This window comes from Janthinobacterium sp. GW821-FHT03C08, from assembly GCF_059420905.1.
In genome coordinates this window covers 232,821-252,586 of record NZ_JBWKUP010000002.1, presented here as the reverse complement: position 1 = coordinate 252,586, position 19,766 = coordinate 232,821, and the positions used below count along the sequence as shown (strand labels likewise).

The 19,766-nt window shown below is 60.8% G+C and carries 16 protein-coding genes; 14 read left to right on the top strand and 2 right to left on the bottom strand.

What is annotated here, in order from left to right; all coding sequences use genetic code 11:
* Positions 1–4 precede the first annotated feature (4 nt).
* From rpsK to dsbD, 5 genes are all read left to right on the top strand, one after another.
* Entirely contained in the window at positions 5–409 is a 405-nt protein-coding gene (rpsK, locus tag AC07VL_RS03525; RefSeq protein ID WP_010394475.1) for a 30S ribosomal protein S11, read from the top strand.
* Between the two features lie 258 nt (positions 410–667).
* Entirely contained in the window at positions 668–1,291 is a 624-nt protein-coding gene (gene rpsD, locus AC07VL_RS03520; RefSeq protein WP_071325659.1) for a 30S ribosomal protein S4, read from the top strand.
* A 102-nt stretch (positions 1,292–1,393) separates the two neighbouring features.
* Positions 1,394–2,371: a DNA-directed RNA polymerase subunit alpha gene (locus AC07VL_RS03515; RefSeq protein ID WP_008444343.1), complete on the top strand. Its 978-nt coding sequence runs from the start codon at positions 1,394–1,396 to the stop codon at positions 2,369–2,371.
* A 133-nt stretch (positions 2,372–2,504) separates the two neighbouring features.
* The gene (gene rplQ, locus AC07VL_RS03510) at positions 2,505–2,897 is read left to right on the top strand and encodes a 50S ribosomal protein L17 (protein ID WP_034753219.1); all 393 of its coding nucleotides are present in this window, start codon (positions 2,505–2,507) and stop codon (positions 2,895–2,897) included.
* A gap of 156 nt (positions 2,898–3,053) precedes the next feature.
* Complete coding sequence (gene dsbD / locus AC07VL_RS03505; protein ID WP_494804641.1) at positions 3,054–5,003, top strand: protein-disulfide reductase DsbD; 1,950 nt, start codon at positions 3,054–3,056, stop codon at positions 5,001–5,003.
* A gap of 69 nt (positions 5,004–5,072) precedes the next feature.
* Here dsbD and AC07VL_RS03500 read toward each other — a convergent pair whose 3' ends face one another.
* Positions 5,073–5,594, bottom strand: a complete 522-nt coding sequence (locus tag AC07VL_RS03500) for a Spy/CpxP family protein refolding chaperone (protein WP_494804640.1) — start codon at positions 5,592–5,594, stop codon at positions 5,073–5,075.
* A gap of 200 nt (positions 5,595–5,794) precedes the next feature.
* Between AC07VL_RS03500 and AC07VL_RS03495 the strand changes: the two genes are divergently transcribed.
* The 5 genes from AC07VL_RS03495 (at position 5,795) to AC07VL_RS03475 (ending at position 13,406) form a co-directional block, all read left to right on the top strand.
* Positions 5,795–6,523: a response regulator gene (locus AC07VL_RS03495; RefSeq protein ID WP_290603700.1), complete on the top strand. Its 729-nt coding sequence runs from the start codon at positions 5,795–5,797 to the stop codon at positions 6,521–6,523.
* Complete coding sequence (locus tag AC07VL_RS03490) at positions 6,520–7,878, top strand: ATP-binding protein (protein ID WP_494804639.1); 1,359 nt, start codon at positions 6,520–6,522, stop codon at positions 7,876–7,878. Before AC07VL_RS03495 ends, AC07VL_RS03490 begins: the two co-directional genes overlap by 4 nt.
* 87 nt (positions 7,879–7,965) lie before the next feature.
* Entirely contained in the window at positions 7,966–9,141 is a 1,176-nt protein-coding gene (locus tag AC07VL_RS03485; protein ID WP_494804638.1) for an efflux RND transporter periplasmic adaptor subunit, read from the top strand.
* The gene (locus tag AC07VL_RS03480) at positions 9,138–12,248 is read left to right on the top strand and encodes an efflux RND transporter permease subunit (protein ID WP_494804637.1); all 3,111 of its coding nucleotides are present in this window, start codon (positions 9,138–9,140) and stop codon (positions 12,246–12,248) included. The genes AC07VL_RS03485 and AC07VL_RS03480 overlap by 4 nt, the downstream gene beginning before the upstream one ends.
* Before the next feature lie 249 nt (positions 12,249–12,497).
* Positions 12,498–13,406, top strand: a complete 909-nt coding sequence (locus AC07VL_RS03475; protein WP_494804636.1) for a hypothetical protein — start codon at positions 12,498–12,500, stop codon at positions 13,404–13,406.
* A 79-nt stretch (positions 13,407–13,485) separates the two neighbouring features.
* Here AC07VL_RS03475 and yihA read toward each other — a convergent pair whose 3' ends face one another.
* Positions 13,486–14,223 carry a ribosome biogenesis GTP-binding protein YihA/YsxC gene (gene yihA, locus AC07VL_RS03470; RefSeq protein ID WP_290603710.1) on the bottom strand — a complete coding sequence of 246 codons (738 nt, stop codon included), beginning with the start codon at positions 14,221–14,223 and terminating at the stop codon, positions 13,486–13,488.
* 186 nt (positions 14,224–14,409) lie between these two features.
* Here yihA and AC07VL_RS03465 point away from each other — a divergent pair, with 186 nt between their 5' ends.
* The 4 genes from AC07VL_RS03465 to msrP all read left to right on the top strand — a co-directional run bounded on the left by AC07VL_RS03465 (position 14,410) and on the right by msrP (position 19,763).
* Entirely contained in the window at positions 14,410–15,099 is a 690-nt protein-coding gene (locus AC07VL_RS03465) for a c-type cytochrome (RefSeq protein WP_494804635.1), read from the top strand.
* A 186-nt stretch (positions 15,100–15,285) separates the two neighbouring features.
* Positions 15,286–17,394, top strand: coding sequence for a cytochrome c biogenesis protein ResB (locus AC07VL_RS03460; protein ID WP_494804634.1), 2,109 nt, complete (start codon positions 15,286–15,288; stop codon positions 17,392–17,394).
* A 49-nt stretch (positions 17,395–17,443) separates the two neighbouring features.
* Positions 17,444–18,595 carry a c-type cytochrome biogenesis protein CcsB gene (gene ccsB, locus AC07VL_RS03455; protein ID WP_290603795.1) on the top strand — a complete coding sequence of 384 codons (1,152 nt, stop codon included), beginning with the start codon at positions 17,444–17,446 and terminating at the stop codon, positions 18,593–18,595.
* Between the two features lie 190 nt (positions 18,596–18,785).
* The gene (gene msrP / locus AC07VL_RS03450) at positions 18,786–19,763 is read left to right on the top strand and encodes a protein-methionine-sulfoxide reductase catalytic subunit MsrP (protein WP_494804633.1); all 978 of its coding nucleotides are present in this window, start codon (positions 18,786–18,788) and stop codon (positions 19,761–19,763) included.
* Positions 19,764–19,766: the final 3 nt, after the last annotated feature.

Here is a 19,766-nt window from a genome sequence, read left to right as displayed (position 1 = left end):
AATTATGGCTAAGTCGCAAAATAACGCCGCATCAGCACGCGTGCGTAAAAAAGTTAAAAAGAACGTCGCCGAAGGCATCGCACATGTCCACGCATCGTTCAATAACACCATCATTACCATCACCGATCGTCAAGGCAATGCTTTGTCGTGGGCTACCTCCGGCGGTGCAGGCTTCAAGGGTTCGCGTAAATCGACCCCATTCGCAGCGCAGGTCGCCGCGGAAGCCGCTGGTAAAGTGGCTGTTGAGTGTGGCGTAAAGAACCTGGAAGTACGTATCAAGGGCCCAGGTCCTGGTCGTGAATCCGCCGTTCGCGCGCTGAACAACCTGGGCATCAAGATCACCGAGATCCAGGACGTGACGCCGGTACCGCACAACGGTTGCCGTCCACCGAAACGTCGTCGTATCTAAGATAGTGTTGCAGAGGGCGCTTCGGCGCCAGCTGCTTTGCTGTCTGTTGTAACTCAGTACAGTTGTGTGAAAACGCTGGAGCAGGGAGCCGGAAACGGTTATACTGCCCGGCTGTTCTTGCCTGTCAAATCCTGTTTGACGGGTTTTTCGTTTTCAGCCACCGTCTGATTGAAACCAAATCAGACTAGCGCCTAACCGCATCAGTGTGTTTGATCATGCATGTGGCTGGGGCGTTATCATTTAAAAAAAGGAAGTATCGTGGCACGTTATATCGGACCTAAAGCAAAACTTTCCCGCCGTGAAGGTACAGACCTGTTCCTGAAGAGCGCACGTCGCTCGCTGGACAGCAAGTGCAAACTGGATGTCAAGCCAGGCCAGCACGGTGTCAAATCCGGCGCCCGCACCTCGGACTACGGTAACCAACTGCGCGAAAAGCAAAAAGTCAAGCGCATGTACGGCGTGCTGGAACGTCAATTCCGCCGCTACTTCGCTGAAGCAGACCGTCGTAAAGGCAACACCGGCGAAACGCTGTTGAAGTTGCTGGAAACGCGTCTGGACAACGTTTGCTACCGCATGGGCTTTGGCTCGACCCGCGCTGAAGCGCGTCAACTGGTCAGCCACAAAGCGTTCACCGTGAACGGTATCGTTGTGAACATCGCTTCGTACGCAGTTAAAGTCGGTGACATCATCGCTGTTCGTGAAAAATCGAAAAAGCAAGTGCGTATCGTTGAAGCACTGTCGCTGGCTGAACAAGTTGGTATGCCTAGCTGGGTTTCGGTTGATGCCAAGAAAATGGAAGGTACCTTCAAGTCCCTGCCAGAGCGTAACGAAATCGCTAACGACGTCAACGAATCGCTGATCGTCGAGCTGTACTCGCGTTAATAGTAGTTAGCACCACCTCCGCCCACTCGATCGAGTGGGCGTTTTACTAATGCCATCAGCCTTATCGGTGTAATGAGCCGAGGGTATTGAAAAGGACATTTCATGCAAAACAGTTTGTTGAAGCCACGTATTATCGATGTTGAAGCTCTCGGTGCAGGTCACGCCAAGGTCGTGATGGAACCGTTCGAGCGCGGCTATGGCCACACATTGGGTAACGCGTTGCGCCGCGTTCTGCTGTCGTCGATGGTAGGCTACGCGCCGACCGAAGTGACGATCGCTGGCGTCGTCCACGAATATTCTTCCCTCGATGGCGTGCAAGAAGACGTCGTCGACCTGTTGCTGAACTTGAAGGGTGTGGTTTTCAAAGTCCACAACCGCGATTCGGTAACCCTGACCCTGAAAAAAGAAGGCGAAGGCGCGATCCTGGCCTCCGACATCGACCTGCCGCATGACGTCGAACTGATCAACCCTGACCACGTGATCGCCCACCTGACCGCTGGTGGCAAGCTGGACATGCAGATCAAGGTTGAAAAAGGCCGCGGCTACGTTCCTGGTAACGTGCGTCGCCTGTCGGAAGACACGAACAAGACCATCGGCCGCATCATCCTGGATGCGTCGTTCTCGCCAGTGCGCCGTGTATCGTACTTCGTTGAATCGGCCCGTGTTGAACAGCGTACCGACCTGGACAAGCTGATCATCAACATCGAAACCAACGGCGTGATCTCGCCGGAAGAAGCGATCCGCCAGTCGGCCCGCGTCCTGGTGGACCAGTTGAATGTGTTCGCTGCCCTGGAAGGCACGGAAGCCGCCGCCGAAGCGCCATCGCGCGCTCCGCTGGTCGATCCTATCCTGTTGCGTCCAGTCGACGACCTGGAGTTGACCGTGCGTTCGGCAAACTGCCTGAAAGCGGAAAACATCTACTACATCGGCGACCTGATCCAACGTTCGGAAAACGAACTGCTGAAAACGCCAAATCTGGGCCGCAAGTCCCTGAACGAAATCAAGGAAGTGCTGGCATCGCGCGGCTTGACCTTGGGCATGAAGCTGGAAAACTGGCCGCCTGCCGGCCTGGAAAAGTAATTCGTAGTTGTAGCAAACTGCCTGGGACAGGTGTCCCAGGCTTTTATTTTGTAGTACCAAACCGGCCCGCGATGAAGCTTCTGCCTCATTGATCGAAGAGCTGGAATTTAAACACTCACCGAAAGGATTTATCATGCGTCACGGTCACGGCCTCCGTAAACTGAATCGTACCTCGTCCCACCGTCTGGCAATGCTGCGCAACATGACAGTATCGCTGCTGCGTCACGAAGCGATCAAAACCACCCTGCCAAAAGCAAAAGAACTGCGCCGCGTTGTCGAGCCAATTCTGACCCTGGGCAAAACCGACTCCCTGGCAAACAAGCGTCTGGCCTTCAACCGCCTGCGCGACCGTGAAATGGTCGTCAAGCTGTTCGCTGAACTGGGTCCACGTTTCGCCAACCGTAACGGTGGTTATGTGCGTATCCTGAAAATGGGTTTCCGCGTCGGCGATAACGCTCCTATGGCGTTCGTTGAACTGATGGATCGTCCAGATACGACCGAAGCAGTTGAAGTTGCTGGCGAGTAATCCCAGTAATTGCATCTGAGAAAGCCAGGCCTAGCCTGGCTTTTTTGTTTTCTGCTGCAGCTATCCTTGCTGCGGTGTACTATTCTTCTTTCGCGCCGGCCCTGCAGCCACTGCACGCTCCGCGCGTCCTCTGTCGAATGGTTGAAAAGGTAGTTCATGTCCCGTTTCCCCTCCAGCGCCACCGCGCGCGCCGCCCCATTCCGTCAGCTGCTGATCTGGTTTGCCACCTGTTTGCTGCTGGCCATGGCCGTCTTTGGCGCCAGTCATGCCCGCGCCGACGATGAATTCCTCGATCCCGAGCTGGCGTTCAAGTTTTCCGCGCGCATGCAGGACCCGTCCACCATCGCCGTCACCTATGTGATTGCCGACGGCTACTACATGTACCACGAGCGCTTCAAGTTCGAGGCCGTGGGTGCCAAGCTGGGCACGCCCGTGTATCCGGCTGGCAAGGTCAAGTTTGACGAGACCTTCCAGAAGAACGTGGAAACCTTCCGCAAGACGCTGACGATCACGATACCCGTGGAAGCGGCCGGCGCCTTCACCCTGAAGGCGACGGGACAGGGCTGTTCCGACAAGGGCCTGTGCTACGCGCCGCAGGACGCCACCGCCCAGCTGGTGGGCGGCGGCGGCCAGAGCGTGGCGCCCGGTGCCGGCCTGCCGTCGAAGTTCGCCTTGCCGGCCGCGCCGGCAGCCGATATGGCGGCCGTCAACGGCCCGCAGGCGCAGGCGTCGCCTGGCGTGTCCGTCATGAGCATTCCCCAGGCCGACATCACCAGCACGCCCGAGCCGGTCGCGGCGGCGCCCGTGGCAGCGTCCGCTGCGCCAGCGCAAAGCGAGATGGGCAAGATCGAATCGGCCCTGAAGGGCGGCAAGCTGCTCGTCATCGTGCCCCTGTTCATGCTGCTGGGCCTGGGCCTGGCATTCACGCCATGCGTGCTGCCGATGGTGCCGATCCTGTCGTCGATCATCGTTGGCGATGGTGCCAAGGTGAGCCGTTCGCGTGGCTTGCTGCTGTCGCTGACGTACGCGCTGGGCATGGCCATCGTCTACACGGCGCTGGGCGTGGCGGCCGGCCTGGCCGGCGAAGGCCTGGCGGCCAAGCTGCAGAATCCATGGGTACTGGGCTTCTTTGCCCTGCTGATGGCGACGCTGTCGCTGTCGATGTTCGGCTTCTATGAGCTGCAGGTGCCGGCATTCCTGCAAGGCAAACTGACCTCCGTGTCGAACCAGCAATCGTCGGGTCGCCTGGCGGGCGTATTCGTCATGGGCGCCATTTCCGCCCTGATCGTGGGGCCGTGCGTGGCCGCGCCGCTGGCCGGCGCCTTGCTGTACATCAGCCAGACGCGCGACGTCGTCATCGGCGGCAGCGCCCTGTTCGCCATGGCGGTTGGCATGAGCGTGCCTTTGATCCTGGTAGGCGTGTCGGCCGGCACCTTGCTGCCGCGCGCGGGCGCCTGGATGGATGCCGTCAAGCGCTTCTTTGGCGTGCTGCTGCTGGGCGTGGCCTGGTGGCTGGTGTCGCCCGTGCTGCCGGGCGCCGTGCAGATGCTGGGCTGGACGGTATTGTTCGTCGGTTACGGCATGTATCTGCTGGTGGGCAAGAGCGGCGCGAAAAACGCGTGGGTGGCCAAGGCCTTCGGCCTCGTGTTTGCCGTGCTGGGCGTGCTGCAGCTGGTGGGCGTGGCCAGCGGTGGCCGCGACCCGCTGGCGCCGCTGGCGCACCTGGGCGGTGGCCAGGTGCATGCGCAAGCCTTTACGCGCGTCAAGACCGTGGCGCAGCTCGATGCGGCGCTGGCGCAGCTGAATGGCAAGCCGGCCTTGCTGGACTTCTATGCGGACTGGTGCGTGTCCTGCATCGAAATGGAAAAGCTGACCTTCGTCGATCCTGCCGTGCGCGAGAAGATGGGGCAAGCCGTGCTGCTGCAGGTGGACGTGACGGCCAATGATGCGGACGACAAGGCCATGTTGAAACGTTTTCAGCTGTTCGGGCCGCCCGGCATCATCATGTTCAACCAGCAGGGGCAGGAAATTGCCCAGTCGCGCGTGATCGGCTTCCAGAATGCCGCCACCTTCCTCGCTTCCTTGCGCAAGCTCGATGGCCAGTAAGCGTTCACTGGCGTTATAAATAAGAAAAAGGCCTGCATTGCAGGCCTTTTTGCTTCCCGCTACGCGTACTTAGCCCGCTTTGGGATGCTGCTGCATGCCGTGGTGGCCGCCGCGGTGACCGCCATGCTTGCCGCCGGGCACGTTGTCGTCAAACACTTTCTTCTGTTCCGGCGTCAGCTGGGCGTAGAAGGTCTTCAGCGAGGCCAGACGGCTTTCCTGGCTGGCAATGCGTTCCTTCGACATGGCGATCCATTGTTCCATGCGCTCCGGTGCCGACAGCTTGGCAAACGCTTCGCGCTTGGCTTTCCAGTCGCCCATGGGCTGTTTCGGCGCATTGGCGGCCGTGAAAGTGGCCCAGGCCGGTTCCTGTGCGACCGTCAGCTTCAGTTTGTCATGCAAACGGGCCTGGTATTTGGCCATGCGTTCGGCGGGATTGCCACCGCGGTGCTGGCCGCGCTGGCCGTCGTGCTGCATCTTGGTACTGGCAGCCGGCGCGCTGGCAGCGGCTTCCTGGGCGTGGACGGTCAGCGATGCCGCACCCATGCTGAGCACGCTCATGGCGATGATCATATTCTTGCGTAAGGTTTTCATTGAGGCGTTCATCTTGATTCCTTTATAAGTGATGAGAGATGTACATGTTGCTGCACATGGAAGCTATGGTGGGCGCCCCATGTTTCCCCGAAGTGTCCGCTGCCCGGCAGTTTGTATCTATATGTTTCCTCGCGTCTCCTATATACAAGACGATACAAATGCGCTGTGCAAGGCGGTTCGAAGTGGGGATAATTCGTCATATGGAACCCTCATCTACAATTCTCATCGTCGACGACGACCGCGATATCCGCAGCCTGCTGGCGGATTACCTGGAAACGAACGCCTACCGCACCCTCGGCGCGGCAGACGGCACGGCCATGTGGAAAATCCTCGATGAAACGCGGCCCGACTTGATCGTGCTCGATTTGAATCTGCCGGGCGACGATGGCCTGACCCTGTGCCGCAAGCTGCGCGCCCAGTCGACGGTCCCCGTGATCATGTTGACGGCGCGCAATGAGCCGCTGGACCGCATCCTGGGCCTGGAGATGGGGGCCGACGATTACCTGCCCAAGCCGTTTGAACCGCGTGAGTTGCTGGCGCGCATACGCAGCGTGCTGCGCCGCAGTCACGCCATGCCGTCGAATGCCCCGTCCGACAAGGCACAGCAAATCCGCTTTTCCGGCTGGACCCTGGACCTGACGGCGCGCCACCTGCTCAATCCCAACGGCCTGGTGATCATGCTGTCGGGCGCTGAATTCCGCCTGCTGCGCGTGTTCCTCGAGCATCCGAACCGCGTGCTCAACCGCGACCAGCTGCTGAACCTGACGCAGGGCCGCGATGCCGATCCCTTCGACCGCTCGATCGACATCCAGATCAGCCGCCTGCGACAAAAGCTCGGTGAAGATGCCCGCTTGCCGCAGATCATCAAAACCGTGCGCAACGGCGGCTATGTGCTGGCCGGCCAGGTCAACGTGGAGCCGCACGCGTGAGGGCGTTCCTGGGGTCGATGACCGGCCGCGTCTTCATGTTCTTGCTGATCGGTATCGTTGCTTCGGCGGCGCTGACGCAGTGGCTGGCCGTGGGCGAACGCCAGCGCGCGCTGGAGCAATACCGCGACTACCATGCCGTGGAGCGGGCCGAGCAATTGGTGATGGCGGCCGACATCGTGCCGCTCGCATCGCGCGCGGCCTATCTGAAAGTGGCCAACAAGGGCAGCGTACGCCTGGAACTGCGTCCCGACGCCGAGCACCTGCCAGGCGCGCCGACGGAATTTTCCACGGCCCTGCAAGCCAAGCTGGGCGACGGCTTCAAGGTCAGCGCGCTGGCCGAGCGTCCGGCCGCCTGCACGCAGCCGCGCAAGTCGAGCGGCCTGTTCGGCCCCAAGCCCTGGGGCGGCACCTGCGAAAACCTCGATGTGCGCATGCAGGATGGCCATGTGCTGCGCCTGATGGTCTTGCCGCCGCGCCAGCAGCCGCCATTTGGCGAGCACAGCGACTGGGTCACCCTGCTGCCATTCCTGATCAGTATCGCCATCCTCGCCTACCTCGTCACGCGCATGACCATGCGCCCGCTGAAACAGCTGGCGCAGGCGGCAAAAGACCTGGGCAACGACATCAACCATCCGCCGCTGACCCTGTCGGGCGCCAGCGAAATCCGCCAGGCCAGCGCCGCCTTCAATGCCATGCAGGCGCGCATCCGCCAGCATATCTCCCAGCGCACACAGATGCTGGCGGCCATCACGCACGACTTGCAGACACCGCTCACGCGCTTGCGCCTGCGCCTGGAAAAGGTGGCCGATACGGAATTGTATGACCGCCTGGTGGGTGACCTGTCTGCCATGCAGAGTATGGTCAAGGAAGGGCTGGACCTGGCCCGCTCGATGGACAGCACGGAAGCCATGCAGGCGCTCGACCTCGATTCCCTGCTCGACAGCGTGTGTTCCGACGCCGCCGATGCCGGCCAGAAAGTGACCCTCGGCGGCCATGCGGGCATGGCCCTGATGGCGCGCCCCATCGCCATGCGGCGCTGCCTGGTGAACCTGATCGACAATGCCGTCAAATATGGCCAGTATGCGCAGGTGACCGTCGAGCGCATCGCAGGCGCGGCGCGCATCCGTATCCGTGATGGCGGACCCGGTATTGCGCCAGATCAACTGGCCAAGGTGTTCGAACCGTTTTACCGTATAGAAACCTCGCGCTCGCGCGAATCGGGCGGCACGGGCCTGGGCCTGACCATTGCGCGCAATATTGCTGAGCAGCATGGCGCCACGGTCTTGCTCGCCAATCACGTCGATGGTGGACTGGAAGTCACCCTCATCGTGCCAGAGTATTACGCAGGAAAGTAAGCATTTCCGTGCGACAATATCGCGCTTTAAGCCCTCTGGTAACCACTTTCAACCTGCAGCCTTGCGCTGCAACAGCGTGACAGAATAATGAAAAAGACTAGCCTGGCAATCCTGGTGGGTGCGGCCCTGTGTATCGGTGGCGGCATCTGGTATTTCAATCATCAGTCCGGCACATCGGCCGATGGACAGGGGGGCAAGGGAGGCAAGGGCGGGGCGCAAGCAGCGACCACGGTCAGCGTAGTGCTGCCCCTGCGCCAGGACGTGCCGATGGTGCTGCAAGCCAACGGCAGCGTGATGCCGATCAGCAGCGTCGACCTGCACCCGCAAACGACGAGCACGATTACCAAGGTACATATCCGCGAAGGCCAGTTTGTCAAGCAGGGCGAGCTGATGTTTACGCTGGACGCGCGCACCGAGCACGCGAATGTTGACAAGGCGCAAGCGCAGGTGTTGCGCGACCGTGCCTCGGTGGAAGACTTCGAACGCCAGCTCAAGCGCAACAAGGATTTGCTGAGCAAGAACTTCATTGCCCAAGGCGTCGTCGATACCCTGCAAAGCCAGCTCGACGCGGCGCGTGCCTTGCTGGCTGCCGACCAAGCCGCCTTGCGCGCGGCCCAGGTCGATTCCAGCTACACCGTCCTGCGCGCGCCGCAGGGCGGGCGCGTGGGCGCCATCAATGTCTATGCCGGCAGCCTCGTGCAGCCGACCACCTCGCTGACCAGCATCACCCAGCTCGACCCCATCGACGTGTCGTTCACCTTGCCGGAAAGCAGCCTGTCGGGCCTGCTGGCGGCGCAAAAAGCGGGCGACGTGACCGTCAAGGCCTTGCTGTCCGATGCGGGTGGCAAGCAGCTCGACGGCAAGCTGAGTTTCATCGACAATGCCGTCGATCCGGCGACCGGTGTGATCAAGGTCAAGGCCCGCTTCAATAACGGCGGCACGGACCTGTGGCCTGGGCAGTACGTGAACACGCAGCTGACCGTGCGCACCCTCAAGGATGCGCTGGTGATCCCGCAAAACGCCATCATCACCAATACCACGGGCATCTTCGTGTATTCGATGGAACCCGATAACACGGCCAAGGTGCGCAAGATTGCCCGTGTGTATGCGTTCGGAGCGAATGCCGTCGTCACGGGCTTGAACGGCGATGAACACGTCATCGTCGATGGCAAGCAAAACTTGCGTCCGGGCGGCAAGGTACGCCTGGCGGACAAACACAAGGCCGCCGATGGCGCCGCCGCACCGCAGGGCAAGCCAGCATGAACCTGTCCGAACTGAGCATCCGCCGCCCCGTCATGGTGGTGCTGCTGTCCCTCTCCATCATCCTGGCCGGCGTGCTGGCGTATGGCCACATCCCCGTGGCCGCCTTGCCAAGCTACAACACGCCCGTCATCAACGTCAGCGCCGACCTGGCCGGCGCCAGCCCCGACACCATGGCGTCCTCCGTGGCCTTGCCGCTGGAAAAGCAGTTTTCCACCATCGCGGGCTTGAGCCTGATCACTTCCACGAGTACGCTGGGCAATACCTCGCTGACCCTGGAGTTTGACGCCAGCATCAATGTCAACGAGGCGGCCGTCGACGTGCAGGCGGCCCTGCTGCGTGCGCAGCGCCAGTTGCCGACGGAAATGACGGACTTGCCGTCCTACCGCAAGGTCAATCCGGCCGACGCGCCCGTGCTGTTCATCCAGATGACGTCGCCATCGCTGAACTTGTCGGATCTGAATGATTATGCGGAAAACCTGATCGCGCCCAGCCTGTCGACCTTGCCTGGCGTGGCCCAGGTCAGCGTGAATGGCCAGAAGCGCTTCGCCGTGCGCGTGCGTGCCCGTGCCGACCTGATGAATGCGCGCAACCTGACGATGGACGAGCTGGCCGTGGCCCTGCGCGCCTCGAACACGAATTCGCCGCTGGGCATCCTCGATGGCCCCAGCCAGACCTTGACCATCCAGGGCAATCCGCAGATGATGAAGGCGGCCGATTTTGCCGAACTCATCGTCGCCACGCGCAACGGCCAGCCCGTGCGCCTGAAGGAAGTGGCCGATGTGGAAGACAGTTTCCAGTCGACCAAGACGGCCGGCAGCTTCAATGGCGAACGCTCGATCACCTTGCTGGTGCAGCGCCAACCGGATGCGAACACGGTGCAAGTGGTCGATGCCGTGCGCAAACTCTTGCCAGGATTTAAGGCGCAATTGCCCGCTTCCATCCAGATCAGCCTGGTCAACGACCGTTCCGTTTCGATCCGCGAAGCCATCCACGACGTCAACCTGACCCTGGCCCTGACCGTGATCCTCGTGGTGCTGGTGATCTTCCTGTTCCTGCACCGCGCGGCGGCGACCTTCATTCCGGCCGTCACCATGCCCATTTCCCTGCTCGGCGCGCTGGCCCTGCTGTACTGGCTCGGCTACAGCCTCGACAACGTATCCCTGCTGGGCATTACCCTGGCCGTGGGCCTGGTGGTCGACGATGCCATCGTGGTGCTGGAAAACATCGTGCGCCATATCGAGATGGGCAAGAAGCCGATCCAGGCAGCCCTGGTGGGCGCCAAGGAGATGGGTTTCACCATCATCTCGATTTCCGTCTCGCTGGTGGCCGTGTTCATCCCCATCTTCTTCATGCCGGGCGTGATCGGCCTGCTGTTCCATGAGTTTGCCGTCGTCGTCTCGCTGTCCATCCTCGTCTCGGCCATCGTGTCGCTGACCCTCGTGCCGATGCTGGCCAGCCGCTTCCTGCCGGCCGATACGCGCGAACACAATGACAGCGATCCCACGCACGGCGAAAAAACCTTCATTGGCCGCCATTTCGAGGCGGCATTCACGAAACTGCGCAACGGCTACGTGCGCATCCTCGACCTGGCCCTGGCGCACCGCAGCGTGGTGCTGTTCATCGCCGTGTGCACCTTTGCGCTGACGGTGGTGCTGTACGCCACCATCCCGAAAGGCTTCTTCCCCGAGGAAGACCTGGGCCAGATCCAGGTGAATACGGAAGCGTCGGAGGATATTTCCTCGGCGGCATTGCAAGATTTGCAGGCACGCGTGGCGGCCGTGCTCAAGGCGGACCCCAGCGTGCAGGACGTGACGTCGTTCGTCGGCGGCGGCAATACGGGCCGCATGTTCATGGTGCTGAAACCGCGCAGTGAGCGGCCGAAGATGCCCGTGGTGCTGGAAAATCTGCGCCGCGCGACGAGCGCCGTGCCTGGCATGGCCGTGTATTTCCGTCCCGTGCAGAACTTGCAGCTGGGCGGCCGCCAGAGCAAGAGCCGCTACCAGTACACGCTGCAAAGCGTCAGCCCCGACGCCTTGAATGACTGGGCGGAGAAGTTTATTGCAGGCATGCGTGCCGATCCGGCCTTCCGCGACGTCACCAGCGATTCGCAGATCAAGGGCTTGCAGGCATCGCTCCGGATCGACCGCGACAAGGCCAATCTGCTCGGTGTGCAGATGTCCGATATCCGCACGGCCCTGTACAGCGCGTTTGGCGAGCGGCAAGTGTCAACCATCTATTCCTCGGCAGCCAGCTATTACGTAATCCTGGAAGCGGCCACGCCGGACCGCCAGTATGACGATGCGCTCACGCGCGTGTCCGTGCGCAGCAAGTCGGGCGAGCTGGTCAAATTGTCGAGTATTGCCTATGTGGAACGCACGATCGGTCCCACCTCCGTCAATCACCAGGGGCAGCTGCAGGCCGTCACCATTGCCTTCAACCTGGCGCCGGACGTGCCGCTGGGCATCGCCACGGGCAAGATCGACGTGATGGGCAAGGACATGAGCTTGCCGGCCTCCATCATCACGCGCTACGGCGGCGATGCGGCCGTGTTCCAGGATTCGCAGTCCAGCCAGATCATCCTCATCATCGCCGCGCTGGCCGTGATCTACGTGCTGCTCGGCGTGCTGTACGAGAGCTACATCCACCCGCTGACCATCCTGGCCGGCCTGCCGTCGGCGGCCGTGGGGGCGCTGTTGACCTTGCGCCTGTTCGGCATGGACCTGACCATGATCGCCATCATCGGCATCTTGATGCTGATCGGTATCGTCAAGAAAAACGCCATCATGATGATCGACTTCGCCCTGCATGCGCAGCGCAACGAGGGCATGAGCCCGCCGGAAGCCATCCGCCAGGCGTGCATCCTGCGCTTCCGTCCCATCATGATGACGTCGGCGGCAGCCCTGATGGGCGCCTTGCCCATCGCCCTGGGCCTGGGCGCGGGTGCCGAGCTGCGCCAGCCGCTGGGCCTGGCCGTGGTGGGCGGCTTGATCTTTTCGCAAGTGATTACCCTGTTCATCACCCCCGTCATCTATTTGTTCCTGGACAAGTACAGCGGCACGGGGCCGTTGACGGACGAGCAATTGCTGGTACTCGACAGCAAGGCTTGACAGGCAGCATGCTCCTCGCCGGCGCCCCGTTCCATCGTGAATGCGGCGCCGGTTTTGTATGGGCCATGATACATACGGTAACAACCGTCAAGGGCCGGCTCGGGTACTCTGGTAGCGCTGCAAGGAATGTCGCTATCCTGTACGCTTCGGGTTGGAAAGGCCGAGGAAGTGTTCCCAAATGCAAGGGACTCTGGCACTATGGCTGCCCTGTAATGTTATTTCTTCGCTACACAGAAAGCATGATTCATTTTGCATGACACGACCCATCTGATGGCTGCCGATTCCGACATTTGTCCCACCTGCGGGCAAGTGATCCAGCCACCACCGGCCTACGGGTCCAAGACCAGCACCATGCGCAAGGTTGCGCTGGGGGTGTCCGTCTTGCTGCACGTGCTGCTGGCCGCCTATGTGCTGTTGCGTAGCGACAAGATCGAAAAGATTCCGCCGCCGAAGAAGGAAAGCGCGATGGTGTATATCGCGCCGCTGAAGGACAAGCCGCAACCGAAGCCGCAGCCGAAACCCACGCCGAAGCCGAAAGATACAAAAGTTGCTAAAGTGAAACCGCCGCCGGCACCGAGCAAGCGTGTGGTCACCAAAGACGTGCCGCGCGACAAGCCGAAACTGGAAACGTTTACGCCGCCGCTGGTATCGAAAGTGCCGTTGCCGCCGCCGCCGGCCGAAGACATGAGTTCGATGATCGAGCAGCGCCGCAAGCAGCGCGAGGCGCAAAATCCCGCGCCGCCGGCCGAGGAAAGCGAAAATGACCGCGCCATGCGCGTGGCCAAGGCGAATATCGCCGGTGCCCAGGGACGCAATTCCGGCAGCGACCGCGAGGATTCGGGCGGCGTGTTTTCCATCGTCAACCAGACCTCGTTCAGTGCCGAAGTCAAGTTCAAGGGCTGGAATGGCAACTTCAAGCGCAATTGGCTGAAGCAGGAAAAAGTGGAATTGGGCAACGAGCCCGATATCGAAACGGCCATCATCAAGAAGATGATCCAGCTGATCCGTGCCGAAAAGCCCGGCGATTTCGTCTGGGAATCGCGGCGCCTGGGACGCAACGTCAACCTCAGCGCCCGCGTCGAAGATACGGCCGAGCTGAGCGCCTTCCTGCGCCAGGAATTCTTTTCCGAGAAGCGGCCGGGGCCGGGACGGCGCTAAGGCTTCCACGCAATAAAAAAGCGGCCATGCGGCCGCTTTTTTTACGCCGGCTGTTTCAGCCGGGACATGCTAGCCTCGCTCAGGCGGGTTTATCCGCTTCCGGCTCGACGTCGTCTTCCATTTCGATCAGGTCGACCATCTGGGCGGCGCCGTCTTCGCTGATGCCGGCCAGTTCCATGATCTTGTCGTTGGCTTCTTCGATGCCGACGCGCTTCAGGGCCGAGAACAGCTGCACGGTGAACGGGAAGCCGATGCCGTCCTCATCCACATAGCTGTCGAGCTTGGCTTTTGCCTGGCGCAGCGCGTTGACCGACTCATTGCGGTTGAGCTTATCGACTTTCGTCAGGATGCAGTGGATCGGCTTGCCCGTCGGGGCGAACCATTCCAGCATTTGAATGTCCAGGTCGGTGAACGGGCGGCGCGAATCCATGATCAGGATCAAACCGGCCAACTGTTCGCGGCGCTGCACATAGTCGCCCAGCAGGCGCTGCCAGTGCAGTTTCGCCGAACCCGATACTTCCGCATAGCCATAGCCCGGCAAGTCGACCAGCAGGCATTCGATCTCTTCGACGATGGTGGCATCCTTGCGGTGCTGCGCCACGTGGGCGCCGCCGATGGAGAAGTAATTGATGTGCTGGGTACGGCCAGGTGTCTTGGAGGCGAACGCCAAGCCTTTCTGATTACACAAGATGTTGATGGCGGTCGACTTACCGGCATTGGAGCGGCCGGCAAAAGCGATTTCCGGCACCGTGGTATCGGGCAGGTCACGCAATTGGTTGACGGTCGTAAAGAAACGGGCTTGCCAGAGTTTTGACATGGGAATAGTAAAGCAACAAAAGGGAGCGATAAGGGAGCGATAACGCCAAGAAGCTATTGTACAATAAGGGGTTGTTTATTGTTGCCGGCGTAGCAGCGATGCGGCTTGCGGCCCTGAAAATAAAGCAAAAATCCCCAGGGCGCGGCAATGTCCACCACTAATTTCTCACTGTCTCAGGGTGCCTGAATGAATCGTGCGTTTTCACCGTTTGTCCATTCCATGCTGCTCGCTTTGCTGGCCGTATCGGCAACAGCTTCCGCGGTCGAAGAACCGAAACCAGCCGCCGCTCCAGCGGTCGCCGTCAAGGCGGACGCCGCCAAGGGCGCCACCCTGTACGCCGATGGCGATGCGGCGCGCGGCCTGCCTGCCTGCGTGTCCTGCCATGGCGCGGCCGGCAATTCGACCATCTCGGTCAATCCGAAACTGGCTGGCCAGCATGAAAGCTATATCTACAAGCAACTGGTCGATTTCACCACGCCGCAGCGCAACCAGCCTGTCATGACGACGTACGCGAAAATGCTCAGCGACGCCGACAAGAAGAATATCGCCGCCTACCTGGGGGCGCAGCTGTCCAAGCCGGGCGCCGCGAAAAACAAGGACACTATCGACCTGGGCAAGAAAATCTACCGCGGCGGCATCGCGGCCAAGCACGTTGCCGCCTGCGCCAGCTGTCATGGCGCGACGGGCAATGGCATTCCCGTCCAGTACCCGCGCATCGCCGGCCAGCACCAGGATTACACGGTGGCCCAGCTGACCCAGTTCCGCAGCACCAAGGCCGATGCCCGCAAAAACAGCGTGGACATGCACACCATCGCCGCCCGCCTGTCGGATGACGAAATCGCCGCCGTTGCCGATTACATCGCCGGCCTGAAGTAAGTTTTCATAGTGGCAATGCTTTGCCACGCGCTGCAGCGCACATGAACAAGGGCGGCCATCTCGATGGGCTGCCCTTTTTTATGGCACAGGCCAAACAGGAGTATGCTGCCGCCTTGCGCGGAGAAATTATGTTTGCTCCATGCCCCATTTTCTTGAAGATTGCATATCCCGTATGAGTAACAACGTATGAGCACAGGCACGACCGGAATCGAGTTAAAGACCCAACGCCGCAGCCTGGCTGAATTCGTCGAGCTGGTCTCGTCGATGCGCTTTGCCATCAGTTTGCTGACACTGATCGCCGTCGCCTCCATCATCGGCACCGTGCTCAAGCAGAACGAGCCCATGCCCAACTATGTGAATCAGTTCGGGCCGTTCTGGTTCTCCGTGTTTGACAAGCTGAGCCTGTATTCCGTGTACTCGGCCTGGTGGTTCCTCGTGATCATGGGTTTCCTCGTCACCTCGACGTCGCTGTGCATCGTGCGTAATGCGCCGAAGATGCTCAAGGACATGCGTTCCTGGCGCGACAATGTGCGCGAGCAATCCTTGCGCAATTTCCACCACAAGGCGGAATGGCAGGCGCCGCTGCCGCGCGCCGTGCTGGCCCAGCAGATGGTGATGCGCCTGAAGGACGCCGGCTACCAGGCCAAGGTGGTCGAGAAGGACAATGCCACCCTGGTGGCCGCCAAGCGGGGCGCGGCGAATAAATGGGGCTATATCTTCGCCCACGGCGCCATCGTCATCATCTGCGTGGGCGGCTTGCTTGACTCGGAAATGCCGATCCGCGTACAGCAATGGTTCTTCGGCAAGACGCCGTTTGCGGGCAGCGGCGTGATCGCCGACATTCCCGCCCAGCACCGCCTGAGCCTGTCGAATCCTACTTTCCGCGGCAATACCATGATCCCGGAAGGCTCGTCGAGCAGCACGGCCATCATTCCCCAGGCCGACGGCGTGCTGATCCAGGACTTGCCGATCACCATCCTGTTGAAGAAGTTCCACATCGATTTCTACAGCACGGGCATGCCCAAGCTGTTCGCCAGCGACGTGGTCGTCACCGACCATGTCACGGGAGAAAGTTTCCCGGCGACCATTAAAGTCAACGAACCGCTGCTGTACAAGGGCCTGGCCCTGTACCAGTCCAGCTTTGAGGATGGCGGCAGCAAGCTCAAGCTGACGGGCTTCCCCATGACGGGCAAGACGACGAAACGTTTCGACATCGGCGGCGAAGTGGGCGGCAGCACGCCGCTCGAGCGCAGCGACGGCAATTCCTACACGGTGGAATGGTCGGGTTTCCGTCCGTTCAACGTGGAAAACCTCAGCGCCGGCCAGGACGTGCGCGCCGTCAACAAGGCGGAAAGTTTCAACGATAAATTTGCCGTCGGCCTCGATAAACGCCTCGGCTCGGCCGCGAAGAATGCGCATAACAAGGACTTGAAGAACGTCGGCCCGTCGGTGCAGTACAAATTGCGCGACAAGACGGGCCAGGCGCGCGAGTACCAGAACTACATGCAGCCCGTGACGGTCGACGGCGCGACGGTGTTCCTGGCCGGCATGCGTGTCAACCCCAGCGATCCGTTCAGCTACCTGCGCATTCCTGCCGACGACAATTACAGCGTGACGGAGTGGATGCGCCTGCGCGCCGCCCTGCAAGATCCGGAACTGCGCCAGCAGGCTGCCGCGCGCTATGCGGCGCGGGCCATGCCGCAGCCGGGCGCGGAAGCCTTGCGCGGCCAGCTGCAGGAATCGGCGGCGAAGAGCCTGGGCATCTTTGCCGGCAGTGGGCAGGAGGGCGGTTTCCTCGCCATTTCACGTTTCCTGGAGAAAATTCCTGCGGCCGAGCAAGAAAAAGCGGCCGATATCTTCATGAAAATCCTCAACGGCAGCCTGTGGGATTTGTGGCAGGCGGCGCGCGCCAAGGATGGCTTGAAAGCCATCGAGGCCGATGACAAGCATGGCCGCTTCCTGCAGCTGGCCACGAATGCGCTGTCCGACAGCTTCTTCTATGGCGCGCCCGTGTACCTGCAGCTCGACGACTTCACGGAAATCAAGGCCTCCGTGCTGCAGGTGACGCGTTCGCCGGGCAAGAGCGTGGTGTACCTGGGTTGCCTGTTCCTCGTGATCGGCGTGTTTTCCATGTTCTATATCCGCGAGCGCCGCCTGTGGGTGTGGATCAAGGATGGCGCCGACGATGCCAAGGGCAGCAGCGAAGCGCTGATGGCCATGAGCACGCAGCGCAAGACGCTGGATTTTGAAAAAGAATTTGAGAACTTGAAGGCAAAGCTGCCGCAATCGGCGTAAGCTGCGCTGTGTCTGGGGCGCTGCAGCGTGACCGGGAATGGAGAAAATGATGGAAATTGCAAACAAGCAAATATATACGCAGGAACCAGGATTCTTTAAGCGCCTGAGCCTGATCGACTGGCTGTACGGCGCCGGCTTGCTGGCCGCCTCGCTGTTCGGTCTGGCCCGCTTCGGCGCCTTCATGGACATCTATGAAAAAGCCATCCTGCTGGCGGCCGCGCCCACGTTTGCGTGGCTGGGCTGGCATTGGAAGCCCGTGCGCTGGCTGATACCCGTGGCGGCCGTGCTGTCGCTGTTCGCCATCGAGCTGTACGGCGGCCACTTGGACATGGCAAACCAGAAGTTTTTCCTGAAGTACATCTTGTCCAGCCAGTCCGCCATCCTGTGGATGGGCACCCTGTTCGTGCTGTCGACCCTGTTCTACTGGATCGGCCTCGTCGCCCGCTCGGATTTCGGCTCCTCCGTCGGCTCCCTGCTGTGCTGGGCCGGCGTCGTGCTGGGCCTGACGGGCATGCTGGTGCGCTGGTATGAGTCTTACCTGATCGGTGCCGACGTGGGCCACATTCCCGTGTCGAACCTGTATGAAGTGTTCATCCTGTTTTCGCTGATCACGGCCATGTTCTACCTGTATTACGAGCAGCATTACGCGACGCGCCAGCTGGGCGCCTTCGTCATGCTGGTCATTTCGGCCGCCGTCGTGTTCCTGATGTGGTACACGGTCACGCGCGACGCGGCCGAGATCCAGCCCCTGGTGCCGGCCCTGCAAAGCTGGTGGATGAAGATCCACGTGCCGGCCAACTTCATCGGTTACGGCACGTTCGCCCTGTCGGCCATGGTGGCCTCGGCCTACCTGCTCAAGTCGAGCGGCTACCTGGTCGACCGCCTGCCGTCGCTGGAAGTGCTCGATGACGTGATGTACAAGGCCATTTCCGTCGGTTTCGCTTTCTTCACGGTAGCGACCATCCTGGGCGCCCTGTGGGCGGCCGAAGCGTGGGGCGGCTACTGGTCGTGGGACCCGAAGGAAACGTGGGCGCTGATCGTCTGGCTCAATTACGCGGCCTGGCTGCACATGCGATTGATGACGGGCTTGCGCGGCCGCGTTGCCGCCTGGTGGGCGCTGGTGGGCTTGCTGGTGACGACGTTTGCCTTCCTGGGCGTCAACATGTTCCTTTCTGGATTACATTCTTACGGTAAATTGTAAAAGTGCCCGAGAAACAGCCCATGGCGGCGTTGCCCTGCCTGGTCGTACTGTGCGTACTGCCTGCGGCAAGGCGCCTTGCCCTGAACTTTTTTCGGACACTTTCATAACGTTTTTTTCATGACAGAAGCGTCATGAACGGCCCGGGAAAACTGGTGTAAGGTACAAATCATCACCTTTTTCCGGAGCCGCCATGTTGATCAAGCGCAGTCCCAACGGCATCGAATTGCCGTATTCTTCCGAAATCACGCCGCGCGCCGTGTTCGAGTCGCGTCGCAGTTTCATCAAGCAAATCGCCCTGGGCTCCGTGTCCAGCGCGGCCTTGCTGGAAATGGCCAGCCGCGACGCTTTCGCGCAGGGCACGAATCCCAAGCTGGCTGCCAAATTGAATCCCGCCTATTCCGCGCTGGAAAAGCAGACGGCCTACAAGGACGCCACCACCTATAACAATTTCTACGAGTTCGGCACGGACAAGAGCGAGCCGGCGCAAAACGCGGGCACCTTGCGCACGCGGCCTTGGACGGTCAGCATCGAAGGCGAGGTCAAGAAACCCATGACCCTCGATCTGGATGCCTTGCTGAAACTGGCGCCGCTGGAAGAGCGCGTCTACCGCCTGCGCTGCGTGGAAGGCTGGTCGATGGTCATCCCGTGGATCGGTTATTCCTTCTCGGAAATTATCAAGAAGGTCGAACCGACGGGCAACGCCAAGTACGTGGAATTCGTCACCCTGGCCGACAAGAAGCAGATGCCGGGCGTGGGCAGCCGCGTGCTGCAGTGGCCGTACGTGGAAGGCTTGCGTATCGACGAGGCGAACCACCCGCTGGCGCTGCTGACCCTGGGCATGTATGGCGAAACCCTGCCGAACCAGAATGGCGCGCCCGTGCGCATGGTGTTGCCGTGGAAATATGGCTTCAAGTCGGCCAAGTCCATCGTCAAGATTCGCTTCGTCAAGGAACAGCCGCGTACGGCCTGGAACCTGGCGGCGCCATCCGAATACGGCTTCTATTCCAATGTGAACCCGAACGTGGACCATCCGCGCTGGTCGCAGGCCACGGAGCGGCGCATCGGCGAAGACGGCTTTCTTACGCGCAAGCGCAAGACCCTGATGTACAACGGCTATAACGATGTCGCCTCGCTGTATGCGGGCATGGATCTGAAGAAATTCTTTTAAGGG